General features: G+C 40.0%; 15 protein-coding genes. 7 read left to right on the top strand and 8 right to left on the bottom strand.

Annotated features, from left to right (window positions below; translation table 11 throughout):
• Positions 1-25: 25 nt before the first annotated feature.
• The gene (locus tag B4Z90_RS17940; protein WP_046673745.1) at positions 26-466 is read right to left on the bottom strand and encodes a MarR family winged helix-turn-helix transcriptional regulator; all 441 of its coding nucleotides are present in this window, start codon (positions 464-466) and stop codon (positions 26-28) included.
• Positions 467-741: 275 nt separating this feature from the next.
• On the opposite strand from B4Z90_RS17940, the gene B4Z90_RS17935 reads away from it, so the two are divergent.
• Complete coding sequence (locus B4Z90_RS17935; RefSeq protein WP_070570303.1) at positions 742-1,704, top strand: isopenicillin N synthase family dioxygenase; 963 nt, start codon at positions 742-744, stop codon at positions 1,702-1,704.
• 88 nt (positions 1,705-1,792) lie between these two features.
• On the opposite strand, the gene B4Z90_RS17930 is transcribed toward B4Z90_RS17935, so the two are convergent.
• The 4 genes from B4Z90_RS17930 to B4Z90_RS17915 form a co-directional block, all read right to left on the bottom strand.
• Positions 1,793-2,548, bottom strand: coding sequence for a porin family protein (locus tag B4Z90_RS17930; protein ID WP_286802874.1), 756 nt, complete (start codon positions 2,546-2,548; stop codon positions 1,793-1,795).
• Positions 2,549-2,553: 5 nt separating this feature from the next.
• The gene (locus B4Z90_RS17925; RefSeq protein WP_286802872.1) at positions 2,554-3,750 is read right to left on the bottom strand and encodes a PCMD domain-containing protein; all 1,197 of its coding nucleotides are present in this window, start codon (positions 3,748-3,750) and stop codon (positions 2,554-2,556) included.
• Positions 3,751-3,895: 145 nt separating this feature from the next.
• Positions 3,896-4,258, bottom strand: coding sequence for an MmcQ/YjbR family DNA-binding protein (locus B4Z90_RS17920; RefSeq protein ID WP_046673659.1), 363 nt, complete (start codon positions 4,256-4,258; stop codon positions 3,896-3,898).
• A 500-nt stretch (positions 4,259-4,758) separates the two neighbouring features.
• Complete coding sequence (locus B4Z90_RS17915; RefSeq protein ID WP_046673658.1) at positions 4,759-5,313, bottom strand: thioredoxin family protein; 555 nt, start codon at positions 5,311-5,313, stop codon at positions 4,759-4,761.
• Between the two features lie 227 nt (positions 5,314-5,540).
• Here B4Z90_RS17915 and B4Z90_RS17910 point away from each other — a divergent pair, with 227 nt between their 5' ends.
• The 3 genes from B4Z90_RS17910 (at position 5,541) to dnaK (ending at position 11,142) form a co-directional block, all read left to right on the top strand.
• Positions 5,541-8,228, top strand: coding sequence for a TonB-dependent receptor (locus B4Z90_RS17910; protein ID WP_286802870.1), 2,688 nt, complete (start codon positions 5,541-5,543; stop codon positions 8,226-8,228).
• Positions 8,221-9,105, top strand: a complete 885-nt coding sequence (locus B4Z90_RS17905) for a GLPGLI family protein (RefSeq protein WP_112375025.1) — start codon at positions 8,221-8,223, stop codon at positions 9,103-9,105. The genes B4Z90_RS17910 and B4Z90_RS17905 overlap by 8 nt, the downstream gene beginning before the upstream one ends.
• Positions 9,106-9,237: 132 nt before the next feature.
• A complete protein-coding gene (gene dnaK / locus B4Z90_RS17900) occupies positions 9,238-11,142 on the top strand; it encodes a molecular chaperone DnaK (protein ID WP_046673656.1) in 1,905 nt (634 codons plus the stop codon).
• Between the two features lie 109 nt (positions 11,143-11,251).
• On the opposite strand, the gene B4Z90_RS17895 is transcribed toward dnaK, so the two are convergent.
• From B4Z90_RS17895 to B4Z90_RS17885, 3 genes are all read right to left on the bottom strand, one after another.
• Positions 11,252-11,935 (bottom strand): TIGR02117 family protein, encoded by a 684-nt coding sequence (locus B4Z90_RS17895; RefSeq protein WP_286802869.1) that lies wholly within the window; start codon positions 11,933-11,935, stop codon positions 11,252-11,254.
• Between the two features lie 99 nt (positions 11,936-12,034).
• Entirely contained in the window at positions 12,035-12,946 is a 912-nt protein-coding gene (locus B4Z90_RS17890; protein WP_046673742.1) for a sugar phosphate nucleotidyltransferase, read from the bottom strand.
• Positions 12,947-13,079: 133 nt separating this feature from the next.
• Positions 13,080-14,621, bottom strand: coding sequence for a helicase HerA-like domain-containing protein (locus tag B4Z90_RS17885; protein ID WP_046673654.1), 1,542 nt, complete (start codon positions 14,619-14,621; stop codon positions 13,080-13,082).
• A 167-nt stretch (positions 14,622-14,788) separates the two neighbouring features.
• Between B4Z90_RS17885 and B4Z90_RS17880 the strand changes: the two genes are divergently transcribed.
• From B4Z90_RS17880 to B4Z90_RS17870, 3 genes are all read left to right on the top strand, one after another.
• The gene (locus B4Z90_RS17880) at positions 14,789-15,127 is read left to right on the top strand and encodes a hypothetical protein (RefSeq protein WP_053003623.1); all 339 of its coding nucleotides are present in this window, start codon (positions 14,789-14,791) and stop codon (positions 15,125-15,127) included.
• 224 nt (positions 15,128-15,351) lie between these two features.
• Positions 15,352-16,893 (top strand): SulP family inorganic anion transporter, encoded by a 1,542-nt coding sequence (locus tag B4Z90_RS17875; RefSeq protein WP_286802868.1) that lies wholly within the window; start codon positions 15,352-15,354, stop codon positions 16,891-16,893.
• A 209-nt stretch (positions 16,894-17,102) separates the two neighbouring features.
• Entirely contained in the window at positions 17,103-17,750 is a 648-nt protein-coding gene (locus tag B4Z90_RS17870) for a carbonic anhydrase (protein WP_046673652.1), read from the top strand.
• Positions 17,751-17,894 lie beyond the last annotated feature (144 nt).

Genomic DNA, 17,894 nt, shown 5'->3' with positions numbered 1-17,894 from the left:
CACTTCTGTACATTTGGTTTAATTCCTAGATGATTACTTCTTCTTTGTAACTTGTTGCGAGCTCATTGAGTTTCGCTAAAGAAGCAATCAATTGATCCCGTTCATTTTCTGAAAAATTGTCCGCTAAATATTGATTGAAATTACGAACAACATCTTTAGCAATCCGTCTTTTCTCTCGCCCCAATTCGGTTAAATACACTTTTACGGACCTCTTGTCGGTCTCACTCGTTTCGCGGTATATAAATCCCAATGACTCCAAATTATTCAACACCCGAGACAAACTAGTTGTTTTAACTCCTGTCAAATTTGCAATCTGAGAAACAGGTGTACCCTCTTTATGGATGTTAATCAAAATATATCCCGCAGCCTGGGTAAAACCGTACTGTGAAGCAATTTGATTATATTTATTGGCTATTGTCTGCCAGCCTGTTTTTAAAAAATAATCGATTGTCTGATTTTGGTTCATAAGCGTACTCACAAGCTATTTATTATGCTTGCATAACAAATATACCAGTTAGCAATTAGAATAACAAGCTCGAAATTATAAATTTTGTCATATGTTCGTCAGCATAATTCGGCATACATACCTAACGATACTTGTCGTCAATTGTGAAATGTGGAAAACTTTTAAACACTGACATACAGCAAAATAAACAGAAACACAAAACTTTTATTAACAGTCCCTGTTTAATAATCAAAATTAATTCCGTTAACTTTGTCCTGAACAAACATCAACACTGTATGGCTTTAGTAAACATACCTCGCTTGGACTTGCTACATTATACACAAGGAACCCAAGAACAACGAAATCAATTTATCCAAGATATTGGCAAAGCTTTCAATGAAACAGGCTTTGTAACGATTGCAAATCATGGCTTATCAAAAGAGCTGATTGAGGAATTATATCAGGTGGTTCCTGAATTTTTTGCTTTGCCTACTGAGATCAAGGAAAAATATGAATTTCCAGAACTTGCAGGTCAACGTGGCTATACCGCAAAAGGAAGAGAAAAAGCCAAAGACGCGAAAACACCTGACTTAAAAGAATTCTGGCAACGCGGTCAAACGATTGTTGGTGAAGAATATTCCAAAGCTGATTTTCCGGACAATCCTGAAGTAGCTGAAATTCCTCGCTTTAATGGCGTAACCGCTGAGGTTTATAAAAAACTAGAAGATACAGGCCGCGACTTATTGAAAGCGATCGCGACCTACCTCGATCTGGAAGAAAATTACTTTGAACAATATGTCATCAACGGTAATTCTATTCTACGTGCTATCCATTACTTCCCAATAAACGATCCTGACGCCTTAGCCCCTGACGCGGTACGCGCAGGCGCCCACGAAGATATTAACCTCATCACCTTATTGATTGGAGCTAGTGCGGATGGTCTTGAAGTGATGACAAAAGACGGGGAATGGTTTCCTATCAAAGCCAAAGGTGAAGATATCGTCATCAATGTAGGTGATATGTTGCAACGGTTAACAAACAATAAGTTGAAATCTACTACGCATCGCGTAGTAAACCCACCACGTGAGAAGATGGGTACTTCCCGTTTTTCTATTCCTTTCTTTTTACATCCAAAATCCGCCATGAGTTTGGCTTCATTGGATTCCTGCATCGATGCGGAACACCCGAAGGCCTACGAAGATTATACCGCTGGTCAGTACCTGGATGAACGCTTAAGAGAAATCGGATTAAAAATGTAAAACTCCGCATCATTTAAATGAGCATAACAGTATAAAAAAGAAATGGCCGATCCTAGGATCGGCCATTTCTTTTTTATGGATATTAAAGCTATTTCAATTTATAACCTATACCAACATTCATAAAGATATTATGTAACCCGAAGCTAATACTTTCAAATCCGGTTTTCATAATATTATTGAAGCCATAATCCAACTGTGCCAACGCAAAGAATCTTTTGTCGATAGCATAATGTGCGCCCAAACTCATACCAACATCAATACTTCTAACACTCTCCGAGAAATCATAATCAGCATTATCTACAACAATCTTATTTCCGGTAGGCTCCTCATGCCTAAGATAGCCGTTGTAGGCCTCGCCATAGAATTCCTTTTTTACCGCAAAAGAAATGTAAGGACCTGCCTGTACATTCCAACGATTTGAAAGCTGATAGGTAGCTTGGATCGGAACAGACAGATACAGGTTATGTACTTTTGTTGTGATATCACCCGTATAATAACCTCTCAGCTCCTCTTTTGCATCATTCACCGCATTGAATGTCGTCTTGTATCCTTTAACACTCGCCTCTGTATCCATTCCCTTACCTTCGAAGACGATTCCCAAAGATACTCCCCATTGGGAATCAATATGATAGTTTGCCCTTGCTCCGACAAAAAAGGGAACATTCGGATTATAGCTTTTAATCTTTCGAATTTCACGTGGCAATGATAGGGGGGCTGCGCCGCCGATCTTACCGCCTACTATCACATCAAAACCCAATTTACCCTCATCCGCTGTGTTTTCCTGCGCATTGGCAATAGATCCTATCAAAACCATCGCAGCCAGTGCGATTGTATATTTTATCATTTTCATTACTTCTTCGTTACAATTTTGAGATCATCCACCGTCAACTTACTACCGACAGCACCTATAAAATTATCACCATATTTACTCGAAGACATTACAATCGCAATGCTATAATCCAAATTGGCAACATCAGCTTCGTTTACTTTCGCCGTGTACTTAAATGGCAATGTAAACTTGACAAAATCACCAGCCTTGGTTGCGCCCCCATTTTCCAACCTGGCAATAGCCACAATACTTGGATCTTTTAAAATATTATGTCCCGTCAAATAGGAAACTTTCTTGTTGGGATCAGATTGCGAGTCCATAAGCTGCTTGCGATTATAGAAAACAGCATAGATATCACAGGAATCCTTGGTATTAACAGGTTTCATGTTTTCATCCGTCACCGTTGCGCCAGGACTATACTTATAGTAACCTTCCAAGGCCAGCGGTATCTGATTGAAAGGAAGGCCAAACTGCGTTGCCGATAACGGGTCTGTCAATACAGGTCCTGTATCAAACGCTCCTATAAAAAGATTTCCGGCAGCAATAGGTTTCTTGAACATCGCCCCAAAAGCACCGGTCAACTTCGTTTCCAATAAAGCCGCTTTCGATCCTGAATGTGCATCCGAACTCGTTTTAGTGGGGTATGATTCGGGGTCCTTGGTACCTCCTCCTAAGCTCAATGTCAAGGAGAAACTTGGATTTCCGGAAGCCCAATTATAGAAATCCTGGCCATCAATTTTATTATAAAATATGGTGTATTTATCATCCTTATCAATCGCCGTATCTTCAAAACCATATGCTGTTGGAACAAATCCACCATCTGTTTTCACAATTTTAATCAGGTAGTTTTTTGTAAACTGATGATCTTCGGACGTAACTTTATAATATACGCCGTTTTTTAGCAATTCATCAATAATTACTTTATTCATATCCTGAGTTCCGGCAGGCATTTTCAAAGAATCCTTCAAAAGCTCAATGGAGGCACCAGGAGTCAGGTCAAAAGTCATATTCAATTTGGTAAGATCATGAATATTGGGCTGAAGGTAAAGTGTAACTTGCGTATTTGAGATGACCGGGTTCAGCAAAAAGATATCTTCATCGGCATGAACAGCGATAATATCCGCTTCCATATTGAGCGCTTCTTCCTTTATACAACTTCCCAAACTGAAAAGAAGCATAAAACAGATTATCCACGAGTAACTTCGTGTTCGTTTCATAAAAATAATATTTAGTGTAAATTTATCGACCAATGCTTTGAGCAATGCACTGATTTTAGCAAAAAAATCAATCCTAGCCTCAAAAAAAAGTCATTTAAACGACTTTTTCTGAATAGACAACTAATTCTTTACACGCAAAGTCCGGTTATAGCCCTTTGACTTCCGATCTGATTTTACTGGGCAGACTTTCAACAATAAGCTGATAGCTGTGTAAAATCAATTCCTCCAGCTTTCTATCATCAATCTCTTGATTGGCAACCACGGTATTCCAGTGCTTTTTATTCATGTGATAGCCCGGCAGTACGGTATGCTCATAACGTTCCCGCAATTCAATGGCCCTTTCGGGGTTACACTTAACATTAAATCGTAATCCATCAACCTGATCCAGGCCTACCAACAAAAAAATCTTACCGCCTACCTTAAATACCAATGTATCTGGCCCAAAGGGAGTCTCCTCCATCACCGGCCCAATCGATAAACAATAATCTCTTAGATCCTCAATATTCATATTTTTTTAGTTTTAGTTGTCGCTCAAGCAAACTGAAAAAGCCACCATAAAAATGGTCCATAATTCATATAAAGCTAACAAAAACACTGGATCGTTTTACTTAAAATCTTTTGATCTTTCGCAAAGGCGACATTAGGTCTATTTGCCCTAAAGAAATTACGTTACGCCGAAAATAGGTCCAAAATAAGCTGGAACTAGACAATAGCAAGAGTCAGATAACTTCAGCCTTTACAGGGATTAGCTACGGACATGAAACGTAGCTTCAGCGTTACTTCTTCGCTTGCAACCGAAGAAGTAACGAACAAGTACCGAGGAAGCACCGAACAAGCTCCGACTAATCTCCGAATATCGTATACTTGTCTTATACTGAGATAGGTTTACATAGCTCCGGGTTTAACAGCAGTTTTTCAAACCATGCTCAGGAAAGACCAGGTCTATTCCTGAGATGATGATCCGGTTAAACTTAAAAATTGCCAGTCTATTATAAGGATGTAATTTTCTTATTTTTCGAGCAGTGCCTGGATTTCCTTTTGGATTTCGGTTCCTTTATCGGCATTGTACCACTTTTGAATCTCCTCTTTGATTTCGGAGAAATCTGCCCCTTGCGCTTTCATATGCAAAAACAGCTCCTGGCAGGCTTGAGGTCTTGGGCCCCAGACAGCCAAATCTTGCCCCTGTTCGTTGCGTATCACCAGAATTGGAATAGATTTGCCTCCGTTTGTTAGATAAGAATCGATCAGAAACGGAGCACTATCACGCAGTTGGATATCCACCGTGATATTGGGATTTTTTGAGGCCATCTTCGCCAACATAGGTACCGAATGCGCCGCATCCCCGCACCAAGGTTCAGTAATAATGATCCATTGTTGCTTTTCAGTAATTGACTCAACAAATTGTTCAAAAGTCGACGTTGGTTCGAAGCGTTTTAACCAACGGCCCATTCTTGTCCAGTTCATTTTTGTGTACTGATAATATTCATCATCTTGATAGGTAGGGTGATTCTCAGGATGATTTAAGATATCTTCGAATTGTTGTAAGTAATTTTCAAACGTCATAATACCAATTTTGTGCAAAGGTAAATTTTACTTCCAACTTTCTCAAACAACCTTCCGCCAACAATCTGTATGGAATGCAATAAAAAATAGGATGCTCAAAAAGTACATGTACAGCAAGAAAAAATGTGATTTCCTCTACCTTATATACCAAAGATTTTACATTCAGAAGAGATGTTTTACATTTATTAACGATTAAGTAAATTATATTTGAAAGATACAACCCGTACATGAAAAGATTAGTTCAATTAATACTTTTACTATTTGTCATCTTCAATAGTGCCTACGCCCAAATAAACATCAAGGGGAGGATTCTGGACAAGGCGGATGACAAACCTCTGACCAATGCTTCAATTATTTTATTGAACCGCGACTCAGTCCTTCGCTATTTTAACAGAGCCAATGAAGAGGGAAAGTTTCAGGTAAAAAATATCAAGCCCGGAAGCTACATTATTTTAGCCACATACCCCAAGTTTGAACTCTACAGTGATACGATCCAAATTGCAGATAAAGATCTCGATTTGCATGATATCAAAATAAATTCCCAAAGAAATGTTTTGCAGGAGGTGATTGTTACGCGTCGTCTTCCAATTACACTGAAAGGCGACACCATCGAATATGATGCGGCGAGTTTTGCCACGGAAAAGAATGCGAAGTTAGAGGATTTACTACGTCGTCTCCCCGGTTTTACGGTTACGGGAGACGGAAGTATCACTGCCAAAGGGAAATCTGTACAGAAGGTGTTTATCGATGGGGAGGAGTTTTTTGGTTATGACCCCAAAATAGCCATTCGAAATGTACGTGCAGATGCTGTCGATAAGGTCCAGCTCTATGAAAAGAAATCCGAGGAAGCCGAGTTATCAGGTATCGATGATGGCGTAAGGATCCAAACCGTTAACGTAGTACTTAAGGAGAAAGCAAGAAAGGGTGTCTTTGGAAACATGGAGGCGTTGGCGGGATCCAAAGGATTGTATGCTGGAAATCTGTTCGCGGCCAAATTTAATAAGACCGAGCGAATTGGGATTACGGGCAGCCACAATAACATGGGTAGTTCAAGTGGTCGTGAAGGTTCTTTACGGATGAACAACCAGATTACGGGCGAACCACTGAATACAAATCTTGGAGCAAACTATGAAAATCAGTTCTTCAAAAAGGCCTTAAAAGTAAACGCCAACTATGGTTACGACAACAACAGCAACAAGAACCACTCGGAGACTTACAATAAAAATGTGCTGCCTGATCAATCCATTCAGGAAAAAAACAGTAAAAACGATAGCGAGAGACATAGCCGAAGTAATGGTTTCAGGTCAAACCTTAACATGCGACTGGATTCCACGCAAAATATGGAACTCCAATCCAATGCCAATTGGGCTACCAACGCTAATCTAACTTACACAGACAGCAAAACGGGCGATGGATCGGGCAACCCAATCAATGACTTTAGGGAGAACAATCAATCGAACTCCTCAAGTTCCAACAATAATTTTCGCCTAAATTATAGAAAACGATTAAAAGCGGGGCGTTCTTTAAATGTGATGGTCGGCAATAATCACAAAGAGTCAGATTCAGAGAGTAAAGTCAATTCACGGACTTATTTTTACAAAACCGGGGATAGTACAATTATCAACCAAACGCGACATGGCCGGAATAAAGGCAATGACTTCAACTCTTCGATCAATTTCAACAACCGTATCAGTGACTATATCAATCTGGCTTTAGGCTACAGCTTCAATCATTCGAAGAGTACAAATACCCAAAATTCAATAAACAATATTACACAAAAGTTTGATTCACTATATTCTCAAAACCAGATCGACAATAATACCAATCAAGGTGTGAACGTGCACTTTTCCTATCGCAAAGAAAAGTTGGAGATCAATTTTTCCAACCGTACGTTCTACAAGAATCAACAGTTAAATGATAGTTATAGATCAATTGATCTTGCCCGGAATTTCTGGGATAACAATTTAAATGTTGATGCCAATTATCGCCTTTCAAATAGCAAAAATATACGTTTAGCTTATCAAAGTTCCAATATCATCCCATCGTTTGATCAGTTACAACCACTGCAACCTCAGACCAATCCGTTGTTTCAACAAGTCGGTAATCCCGACCTAAAACGCGCGGTGAACAATAACATTTCGGCCAATTATAACGCGTTCAGTTTATTGAAAGGAACGAATATCAATATCAACGGGAACTTGTCATTTGTTAATAATCCTATTGTCAACAAAACAACCATACTAGACAACTCGGCTCAAATCAGTTCTTATGAAAACCTATCGGGTAAATCCAACTGGAATGGCGGCTTGAACATCAATCATATGCAGCCATTGGCCAATCGTCGCATCAATTTTAACAAGAGTGCAAACGTCAGGTTTAACAACAGCTACAGCTATACCAAATTTGAAGGCGGACAGTCCGGCGGCGAGTTTCTACTGAATAATGCAAAGAATACCAACTTTAGTTTAGGTTCTAGCTTAAATGAGCAGGACTCAGAAGGATTCGACTTTGATCTTTCGGCGAATGCTGGTTTTAATGTACAGCAAAACTCGATCAACACCCAATACAACGCAACAAGTTTTCAAGGTGGGACTTCGGCGTACATCAAATACTTTCTACCGAAGAAGTTTAATGTCATGGCAAACATTTACTATAGCTATACAGGACCTACGAAACTTTATAAAAAATCAATCAATCAATTTTATACCAATATTGAATTAGAGAAAAAAGTACTGAAAGATGAAAGTATGACACTCAGCTTAAAGGCCTTTGACCTGTTCAATACATTTAACAACACACGTCGTAACGCGAGTGACACCAACTATTCAGAGTCCGTTCAACAGGTATTGACACAATATTTTTTGGTCGGTGTAAAATGGGATTTCAACAAATATCTAGGGAAAGGAAATGATTAAAAAAATATATTTGACCGTTATCATCTGCTGCCTGTGTGGTTTATCGCTTCAGGCACAATATGCCTATTTTGGAAGTAGAGGTACGATCAGTTTTGACAAAGTCACGTACACAAAAGCACGCATGCGGCAGCTATCCAACGACATGAGCTCGAAAGGAATGGACAGAGGGATGGGCATGATGGAATATCTCGACAAGATGCCGGATTCACATACGGAAAAATTAAACTTCTACTTTGATGAGAATTCTACCGTGTTGATGCCTGAGGAAAGCGTAGCTAACGAAAAACAACGTGGTGAAGTCAAAATGGCCGCACCTACGATAACTTCGGGCACAGGCAGAGGGGGCAGATCTCAGGGTGCGGTCCGAATCGGAGGAAACCAAAGAGGGCAATTTAGGGGTGGCGCCAACAAGAACGGCAAAGTCCTCTACCAGGATCTGAAAACCGGCACAGCAGACATTCAGCTTGACATCGACGAAAAATACATTCTTTCGGAAACTTTGGACAGCATTACTTGGCGTTTCACGGAGGAATTCCGAAATATCGCCGGAGTAAACTGCCGCAGAGTCAATGGTGCTACCAAAGACTCACTCTATCTGATCGCTTACTATTCGGAAGAGATTCCAATATCGGCAGGACCAGCATTAAGCCATGGTCTCCCGGGCATGATATTGGGTCTTGTCATCCCTGAAATGCATATTCAATATTGGGCTACAAATATCGCCTATACCAATAAACTTGTTCCTTCTGATTGGCGGGATAAAAAATCAAAAAAAATGAAACTTGCTGAATTTTCGGAAATCTTTGGCAGATATATGCCACGCAATCGCCAAAACGAGTCAGCTAAAAAAAGGATATTAGAGCAACTGGTGTATTGAAAATGTCAGTTTGGCAGTACCTAAGGACAAATTGATGACAAATAGTGTTTTTTTTACAAAACTTTTGGATTGGCATAAGGGTTGATAATAGACTGATAGAATTTATTTAAGTAAAAAATTAAAACACAAGATATGTCTAAAATTATAGGAATTGACTTAGGTACTACAAACTCATGTGTTGCCGTAATGGAAGGTAACGAGCCTGTAGTAATTACGAACAACGAAGGTAAACGTACAACTCCTTCGATCGTAGCTTTCGTAGAAGGTGGCGAGCGCAAAGTTGGGGACCCAGCAAAGCGTCAAGCAATTACTAACCCACATAAAACTATTTATTCCATCAAACGTTTTATGGGACTTTCATACGATGAAGCTGTAAAAGAAGCTGAACACGTACCTTATAAAATCGTTAAAGGTGACAACAATACACCGCGTGTAGAAATTGACGACCGCAAATATACACCACAAGAGATCTCTGCTATGATTCTTCAAAAAATGAAGAAAACCGCTGAGGATTTCTTAGGTCAAGAAGTAACTGAAGCTGTTATTACAGTTCCTGCATATTTCAACGACGCACAACGTCAAGCAACAAAAGAAGCTGGTGAAATCGCTGGTTTATCTGTAAAACGTATCATTAACGAACCTACAGCAGCAGCTTTAGCTTACGGTTTGGACAAAGCACACAAAGACATGAAAATTGTTGTGTTTGACTGTGGTGGTGGTACACATGACGTTTCGGTATTGGAATTAGGTGACGGTGTATTTGAAGTTAAATCTACTGACGGTGACACACACTTAGGTGGTGATGACTTTGATAACGTAATCATCAACTGGTTAAATGAAGAATTCAAAAGCGAAAACAATGGCTTTGATTTGAAAAAAGATCCAATGGCATTGCAACGTCTGAAAGAAGCTGCTGAGAAAGCGAAAATCGAATTATCAAGCGCAACTTCTACTGAAATCAACTTGCCGTATATCACTGCAGATGCAACTGGTCCAAAACACTTAGTTCGTTCATTATCACGTGCTAAATTTGAGGCTTTGGCAGCTGACTTGATCAAGAGAACAATTGCTCCTTGTGAGTCTGCATTGAAAAATGCTGGTTTTAGCAAATCTGATATTGACGAAATTATCTTAGTAGGTGGTTCTACGCGTATCCCTGCAATCGTTGATGCTGTAAAAGCATTCTTCGGAAAAGAGCCTTCTAAAGGTGTAAACCCGGATGAAGTTGTCGCTTTAGGTGCTGCGATCCAAGGTGGTGTATTGACAGGTGAAGTAAAAGACGTTTTATTATTGGATGTTACTCCACTTTCATTGGGTATTGAAACAATGGGTGGTGTGATGACTAAGTTGATCGAAGCAAATACAACAATTCCAACTAAAAAATCGGAAACGTTCTCTACTGCTTCAGACAATCAGCCATCTGTAGAAATTCACATCTTACAAGGTGAACGTCCTATGGCAAACCAAAACCGTACAATCGGCCGTTTCCATTTGAACGATATTCCACCAGCACCTCGTGGCGTTCCTCAAATCGAAGTTACTTTTGATATTGATGCCAATGGTATCATCAAAGTATCTGCGAAAGATAAAGCGACTGGAAAAGAACAAAACATCCGCATTGAAGCATCTTCAGGTTTGTCTGACGACGAAATCAAACGCATGAAAGAAGAAGCTGAAGCAAATGCTGATGCTGACAAAAAAATAAAAGAAGAAGCTGACAAAGTAAATGCAGCTGACGCTTTAATCTTCTCAACTGAAAAACAATTGAAAGAATATGGCGATAAAATTTCAGCAGATAAAAAAGCGCCAATTGAAGCTGGCTTAACAAAATTAAAAGCTGCTTACGAAGCGAAAAACTTTGCTGATATCGATGCTGCTTCTGAAGAATTGCAAAATGCTTGGAATGCTGCTTCTGAAGAAATGTACGCTGCTTCTCAAGGTGGTGCACAACAACCTCAAGGTGATGCAGGTCAAGCTCAAGGTGGAAACCAAGGTGGTGATGATGTAACTGACGTAGATTACGAAGAAGTGAAATAATCACTCCTCCTCATAAAAAAAGCTCCAGGATTATTCCCGGAGCTTTTTTATGTCTATTACTTTCACTATCTCGTTTAACCTTCACCGCAATACACTTATGCATTTCCAGCTACTTCTTATCCTTATAGTGACTTAAGATTCCTTTGTCCAAAGTAGCCCAAATACCTGCTGGCATCGCCGCTCTCTTTAAGGCATTATTGGTCCAGGTATTGCACGAATAAAACATGCTATAGGCTCCTTTTGCTTCGTAAAAGGCGTCTGAGTCGCCATACTGCGCATCTGTTTTCACCAAAATAGCTTCCGCTTGATTTCGATCCAACGAATCTTCTATATATTTTATCAGATCACGGTATTGGGATTTACTGATCTGATAAGCAAAACATAATTCATCTTGCTGAACCGAATTGTAGTAGGTCACATGAATGGCAGACTCCCCTAATCCAAAGGCAGCCACAAAGGCTGTCGATGCTTTAAGATCCTTCCATTCTGGTGTATCCACATAGAATCCTTTATCCCCCCAACCGATACCGACATACCGATATCCGCTATGTTTCCCCACCGTATTCCCATAAGGAAATAGTTGCGACCAATCCATCTCTTCGTTAACGACAGGCAATACGATATCGGTATGAACACCATTGGACTGAACAAAAACCTGAATCGTCTTCTCTTCGTCTATATTTTTCCTTGGAGCCGAAATTCTTGACAAACTGTATTCAGCAACAATATAGAGCACACAAAAAGACAACAATCCTAAAATAAGATAACCAAACACTTTAAGAATTTTTTTCATCAAAGATTTATTTCCGCTCAAGTAATCTAGCGCACAGGTCAAAAAAAAACCTGTATTGCTTGACAATACAGGTGAAAGATAAGCTATTTCTTTTAGCTCTTAAAATAACTTTTCTGGATATACTCCATCAGCCACCAATTTTGAAATTGATTCTTGTACGATAGGTTTATCTTCCTTATAAGTTACGCCAAACCATTTCGAAGAAGTTGGGATTACCTTAAAATCAGCCAACTTATGCTTCACCATATAATCTGGTACAGAAGGAATGAAAAATTCTGCTTTTAAATTTTCCTTATTTTCCTCAACAAATGCAGGAAACATCGCCTGAGCTACTTCGAAAATCTTTGGTGTAAAACCCCAGAAATTCATCGAAACACGGGTTTTAGGATCTAGATCTGTCTCCACCCCATTTTCCTCATAAACGATTTTGCGATCGTCGCCTTCGCCTTTGTAGTATATATTTGTACGTTCAGTTACACTTTCCATATGTCCAGAAGGGGTAACCTCACATACTCCGCGTGAAACGTAGCCATAATCGGACATGGTATTTCCAACCTGGAAGCCCATCAACGACATTTGTTGATCAGAAACCTCGGTTGTTAAGAACTCGGCCATTTTCTGAAAAGAATCCGATCCGTAGAAATCGTCTGCATTGATTACACAAAATGGTTCATGCACTTTATCTTTAGCACTCATCACCGCATGGGCAGTACCCCAAGGTTTTGTTCTTTCGATAACGTGATTAACACCGAATTTTGTTAGGTCAAAATCTTGAAAAGCGTAATCTACTTCTATTTTACCTTTCAATTTTTCATCAAATACTGTTTTCATCTTTTCCAGAAATTCTTCCCGGATAATGAATACAACTTTTCCAAATCCTGCGCGAATAGCATCGTAAATTGAATAGTCAATAATTGTCTCGCCGTGTGGGCCAAAACCATCTACTTGTTTTAAAGAACCATACCGGCTAGCCATTCCTGCTGCCAAAATCAAAAGGGTTGGTTTACTCATATTTAATTGCGTTAATAGAATTTTCTTTTCGTCCGCAAACTTAGCTAAAATTGCCCTCAAAAGCAAATTTAGCTAAGTTCGGCTCCGCCTTCAAAGGTATAGTATTGAAACGAAAAGAATCCAAAAATTAGTATTATTTCTTTTTTAAGAATGCGTTTAATAAACCCGTCGCTAGTTTGCCCAAAAACTTAACTCCCTCTCTTGCTAAGGTCGTTGTTGCCGTTCGTTGGGCAGCTTCTAGAGGTGTCTGTCTTCTGGAGCTTGGCCGACTTGCTTTTTCCGCTTCTTTTTCCTGGGCCGCGCGTTGTTCTTCCTGTGCTGCAGCCTGCATTCTTTCGTCTATGATTTCAGCCGCAGAGCGATTTTCTTGTCGCTCCTGATATTTTGCCCGCAAATCAGACTGATTGATAATTTGGCTAACCGTTGCATCATCTGCAGGTCCCATAACTGCACGCGCCGGCACCAAATGTGTAGCGACAACCTCTGTAGGAATACCTTTATCATTCAATACTGTGATTAATGCCTGTCCAGTACCCAAAGAAGTCAGGACCTGATCAATTTCATAAAAATCGGATTTTGGATAGGTTTTTACAGTCTTCTTTAAATTTTCAGCATCGTTGGGCGTAAAGGCACGCAATGCATGTTGCACACGGTTACCCAGCTGGGCCAATACAGATTCAGGTACATCGGTTGGAGACTGTGTACAAAAGAAAACGCCGATCCCCTTCGAACGGATAAGGCGAATGATTTGATCCACTTGAGTCAAAAAGGCTTTAGGAGCCCCATTGAACAGCAGGTGGGCTTCATCAAAGAAGAAGACCAACTTGGGTTTGTCCAAGTCACCCACCTCAGGCATATTTTTAAATAGCTGTGCCAATAAGCTCAATAAGAATGTAGAATAAAGCACCGGCTGATCTTGCACGTCAGAAATATTCAATAGGCTAATCACACCCCTACCATCTACCTTCTGAAATAGATCGTTAATATCAAATTCTTTCTCACCAAAGATATGCGCTAGCCCCTGCTGTTCCAATGCGACGATCTTACGCAGGATGGTTCCCGAGCTTGCCGAACTAATCTTACCATAATCACCTTTGATTTCTTCGCTGCCGGGTCCTTCAGAAAGGTAAGTAAGCAGTTTCTTCGTATCTGAGAAATCAATCAACGGCATTTGGTGATCCTGTGCATATTTGAACATCGCAGCCAATACGCCGGTCTGTGTTTCATTAAGTTCGAGTATCCGGCCCAACAAGACGGGCCCAAAATCTTCTACAGTAATCCGCATCGGAATCCCCTTATTGCCGGACAGTGAATACAGTTCTACCGGAAACGACGATGGCTCAAACGGCACCCCCACGGCATTTCCCCGATCAATAAGGGCTTGGTTGGTCACCCCTGGCACTGCTAGGCCCGATAGGTCACCTTTAACATCCAGCATAAATACTGGTACAGAGGCATCCGACAATTGTTCAGCGATCAATTGTAGCGTACGTGTTTTACCGGTTCCGGTAGCCCCTGCAATAAGTCCGTGACGGTTCATCATTTTCAAGGCTAAATTCACTTTTGCCTCTGCCAGAATTTCGCCATTAAGCATTCCCGCTCCCAGATAGATAAACGCTCCTTTGGGATTATAGGAAGCTTGAACCTTCTCTATAAATTGTTCTTTATTTGCCATACAAAAGGCTTAATATTTATAAATCAATAAAAATTGAAAACTTTTCAAAAAATAATCTCTTCGTCACAATTTCGTGCCAAATTTTATTTTTAGTGCACTATTAATTTGAATTTAACATAGAATTACTATTTTTACGATGTAAACAGTAACATTAAAGGTAATAAAAAATGTTAAATAAGCAGTTTAGATTTGTGGCAGCATTCCTTTGTGCTATCATCTTTTTCACAAAGATGGCCATCTCTATTTCGCCTATTTTTTCAAACAGCTTAGATCAAAGTACCATCTTACAGGTCGTTTTACAACTGGAAATCGAAAACAATAACGGCGCAAGTAATGATACACTTGAAACTGCCTCAAAATTTTTCAATACAAAAACAGAAGAACCTATTGTATTTGAAACCATTCTCGTTGAGAACCAAGGAAAACAGAAGAATTATCTTAAAAATGAGAAAAGCATTTTAGCTTTCCATCCTACGGTTCCAACACCGCCTCCTAACTATTCATAAAGGCATCCCTAGGGATGTATCCCGTCAACCCGCATGCTAAAGGTAAAGTATGTGCGGTAATCTTTGATTTTTCTGAAGTAATCGGCTTTGGCTCTGTTGATGTTATCGTTGATTTGGCTCGGCACTAACGCTTTGTTATGCTGTTGAACGCCAAACGGTATACATGATACAACGCCAGTTAAAGGTCGCCTGATGAAAATTTTTTACAGATAAACACAAATTTTATGTTTGGAACTCGTACGTCGGCTTTTCTGAAACTATCGAAAAGAGACTTAAAATATGACTTCCCTGCTAGTGTTGTGGTGTTTTTGGTGGCACTTCCATTATGTTTGGGAATTGCAATGGCCTCTGGTGCGCCATTGTTTGCAGGATTATTGACTGGTGTAATTGGTGGAATCGTTGTCGCTTCAATCAGTAAATCACCACTCAGTGTAAGTGGGCCAGCTGCTGGTCTTACAGTTATTGTCTTAGGTGCTATTCAGAGCCTAGGGGCATATGAAACCTTTCTACTTGCCGTCGTGATTGCCGGTGTAGTACAAGTTATTCTCGGTATATTAAAAGCAGGGATGATCGGAAACTATTTCCCTTCAGCAGTCATTGTCGGTATGCTTGCTGCGATCGGTATCACAATTATCATGAAGCAGATTCCTTTGGCATTGGGCTTAGTGGAAACACATGCCTTCGAAATGGACAATGGTCATGGTATCGGTGCCTATTTTGACACGATAGCCTCTGCGATCAACTTTGGTGCATTGATCATTTGCGCCTTGTCATTGGCGATCCTAATCTTTTGGCCATCTATTCCAAAGCTCAACAAGGTGCCAGCCCCATTGGTTGTCGTGATGCTAGGCGTAAGTTTAGCTTATCTTTTCAACGGCTCAGCATTCCAGTTGCATGACAAGCAATTTGTACTAGTCCCTATTGTCGGTTCTTTTGCTGAATTCACAGGATTATTTACCCTCCCGGACTTTACACAGATTGTCAACAAAGATGTGTGGATAGCTGGATTTACGATTGCAATTATTGCAAGTTTAGAGACTTTATTGAGCATCGAGGCCGTTGATAAAATAGATCCCTACAAAAGAAATACGCCAACTAACCGCGAACTTGTTGCACAAGGCATCGGAAATATGACCAGTGGACTTCTGGGAGGTCTGCCGTTGACCTCCGTAATTGTACGCTCATCAGCAAACGTCAATGCAGGCGGAAAAACAAGGCAATCTGCCATCATGCATGGTATATGGCTATTGGTCGCTATGCTCGCTATCCCAACAATGCTGAACATGATTCCTTTGGCCTGTCTGGCGGCCATCCTTCTCCATACAGGATATAAATTGGCTAAACCAAGTCTATTCACCTCAATGTACAAAAAAGGCTTAGATCAATTTATCCCATTTTTTGTCACCATTGTAGCGATTGTGTTTACCGATCTCCTTATGGGGGTAGGGATAGGTATTGTCGTGGCGACATTCTATATCTTAAGAGCCAATATGAAAAATGCTTTTAAATATAATATTGAAAAAGACAATGAAGAAGATAAGGCTGTCATTACATTAGCGGAGGAAGTATCATTTTTGAACAAGGTTCCTATCCAACAAAAATTGTACAGCTTACCAAAATCGATTAGTAAGATCCGAATCGATGGGACATTCAGTAAATTTATAGACAAGGATGTCATCGAAGTCATCAAAGATTTTGAACAGAATGCCAGAAGTAAAGGCAAAGACATCGAACTTTTGCAGGTGGTGTATAAGAAACCTTCATAGGATACGGACCTTTGACGTATCTCGTAAGCCACTCCCTTCCATTGGTCGGCTAGCAAGCTGGATTGAAATGGGGGAGAGACGGTTATTGAATAGCAAGAACAGCTATTCAATAAAAATAAGTTGTTTGAAGTAAACAATGAATTTAGACATTTGTATTATCATAATAAAATTGAAACGATGCCTTCGGGCAAGAGTGAAATAAGAAGAATATGGAAAATAAAGATTTAAAAATAGGATTTGACAATATCATTAAGGGAAATAAAGAGTGGATGGAGTTTGTAAAGAATGATGCTACAGGGCGGTTCCAACAGCTTTCTAAAGGTCAAAATCCAGAAATTCTTTGGATCGGTTGTGCCGATAGCCGAGTACCTGCAAATGAATTGACAGGTACAAAGCCTGGAGAGGTATTCGTTCATCGTAATATTGCCAACATGGTCATTCACTCCGATATGAGTATGCTTTCCGTCTTAGACTATGCGGTCAATGTTTTGAAAGTAAAACATGTCATTATCGCAGGTCACTATGGCTGTGGTGGTGTAGCAGCCTCTTTAAGCCGCAAGCAGTACGGTATTATTGACAACTGGTTGGGTCATATCAAAGATGTATATCGCTTACACAGTGCAGAGATTGATGCGATCCAAGAGCATGATAAAAAAGTAGATCGTTTAATCGAGCTCAATGTACAAGAGCAAGTTTTCAATCTGTGCGCGACGTCAATCATTCAAAATGCATGGAAAGAGCGTGATGATCTTGCCGTACACGGCATGATTATCAATATCGGCACTGGAGAATTGATCGATCAACACTGTACGTTTACCAATAATGACGAGCTAGGTGAAGTCTTCGCTTATAAATAGCGTAGTAATAAAAATCGGTAAAAAGGGACTAAATTTCGTCCCTTTTTTATTGTGGGTCCAAACCTTATTACGTCTTCCCATTCTTACCGATACAGCCAGCACATTCAATCACTCATACTAAGGCGAATATCTACGATCTCCTAG

Origin of the sequence: Sphingobacterium sp. UBA5639, from assembly GCF_002421245.1 — a bacterium.
GTDB classification, from domain to species: domain Bacteria; phylum Bacteroidota; class Bacteroidia; order Sphingobacteriales; family Sphingobacteriaceae; genus Sphingobacterium; species Sphingobacterium multivorum.
Note: the sequence above shows the minus strand (reverse complement) of the source record. Positions and strands in the feature narration are given on the sequence as shown.

Excerpts from the sequence above, each read along its gene's own strand:
- B4Z90_RS17940 (WP_046673745.1), bottom strand. The coding sequence starts at position 466 with ATGAACCAAAATCAGACAATCGATTATTTTTTAAAAACAGGCTGGCAG.
- B4Z90_RS17935 (WP_070570303.1), top strand. The coding sequence starts at position 742 with ATGGCTTTAGTAAACATACCTCGCTTGGACTTGCTACATTATACACAA.
- B4Z90_RS17930 (WP_286802874.1), bottom strand. The coding sequence starts at position 2,548 with ATGATAAAATATACAATCGCACTGGCTGCGATGGTTTTGATAGGATCT.
- B4Z90_RS17925 (WP_286802872.1), bottom strand. The coding sequence starts at position 3,750 with ATGAAACGAACACGAAGTTACTCGTGGATAATCTGTTTTATGCTTCTT.
- B4Z90_RS17920 (WP_046673659.1), bottom strand. The coding sequence starts at position 4,258 with ATGAATATTGAGGATCTAAGAGATTATTGTTTATCGATTGGGCCGGTG.
- B4Z90_RS17915 (WP_046673658.1), bottom strand. The coding sequence starts at position 5,313 with ATGACGTTTGAAAATTACTTACAACAATTCGAAGATATCTTAAATCAT.
- B4Z90_RS17910 (WP_286802870.1), top strand. The coding sequence starts at position 5,541 with ATGAAAAGATTAGTTCAATTAATACTTTTACTATTTGTCATCTTCAAT.
- B4Z90_RS17905 (WP_112375025.1), top strand. The coding sequence starts at position 8,221 with ATGATTAAAAAAATATATTTGACCGTTATCATCTGCTGCCTGTGTGGT.
- dnaK (WP_046673656.1), top strand. The coding sequence starts at position 9,238 with ATGTCTAAAATTATAGGAATTGACTTAGGTACTACAAACTCATGTGTT.
- B4Z90_RS17895 (WP_286802869.1), bottom strand. The coding sequence starts at position 11,935 with ATGAAAAAAATTCTTAAAGTGTTTGGTTATCTTATTTTAGGATTGTTG.
- B4Z90_RS17890 (WP_046673742.1), bottom strand. The coding sequence starts at position 12,946 with ATGAGTAAACCAACCCTTTTGATTTTGGCAGCAGGAATGGCTAGCCGG.
- B4Z90_RS17885 (WP_046673654.1), bottom strand. The coding sequence starts at position 14,621 with ATGGCAAATAAAGAACAATTTATAGAGAAGGTTCAAGCTTCCTATAAT.
- B4Z90_RS17880 (WP_053003623.1), top strand. The coding sequence starts at position 14,789 with ATGTTAAATAAGCAGTTTAGATTTGTGGCAGCATTCCTTTGTGCTATC.
- B4Z90_RS17875 (WP_286802868.1), top strand. The coding sequence starts at position 15,352 with ATGTTTGGAACTCGTACGTCGGCTTTTCTGAAACTATCGAAAAGAGAC.
- B4Z90_RS17870 (WP_046673652.1), top strand. The coding sequence starts at position 17,103 with ATGGAAAATAAAGATTTAAAAATAGGATTTGACAATATCATTAAGGGA.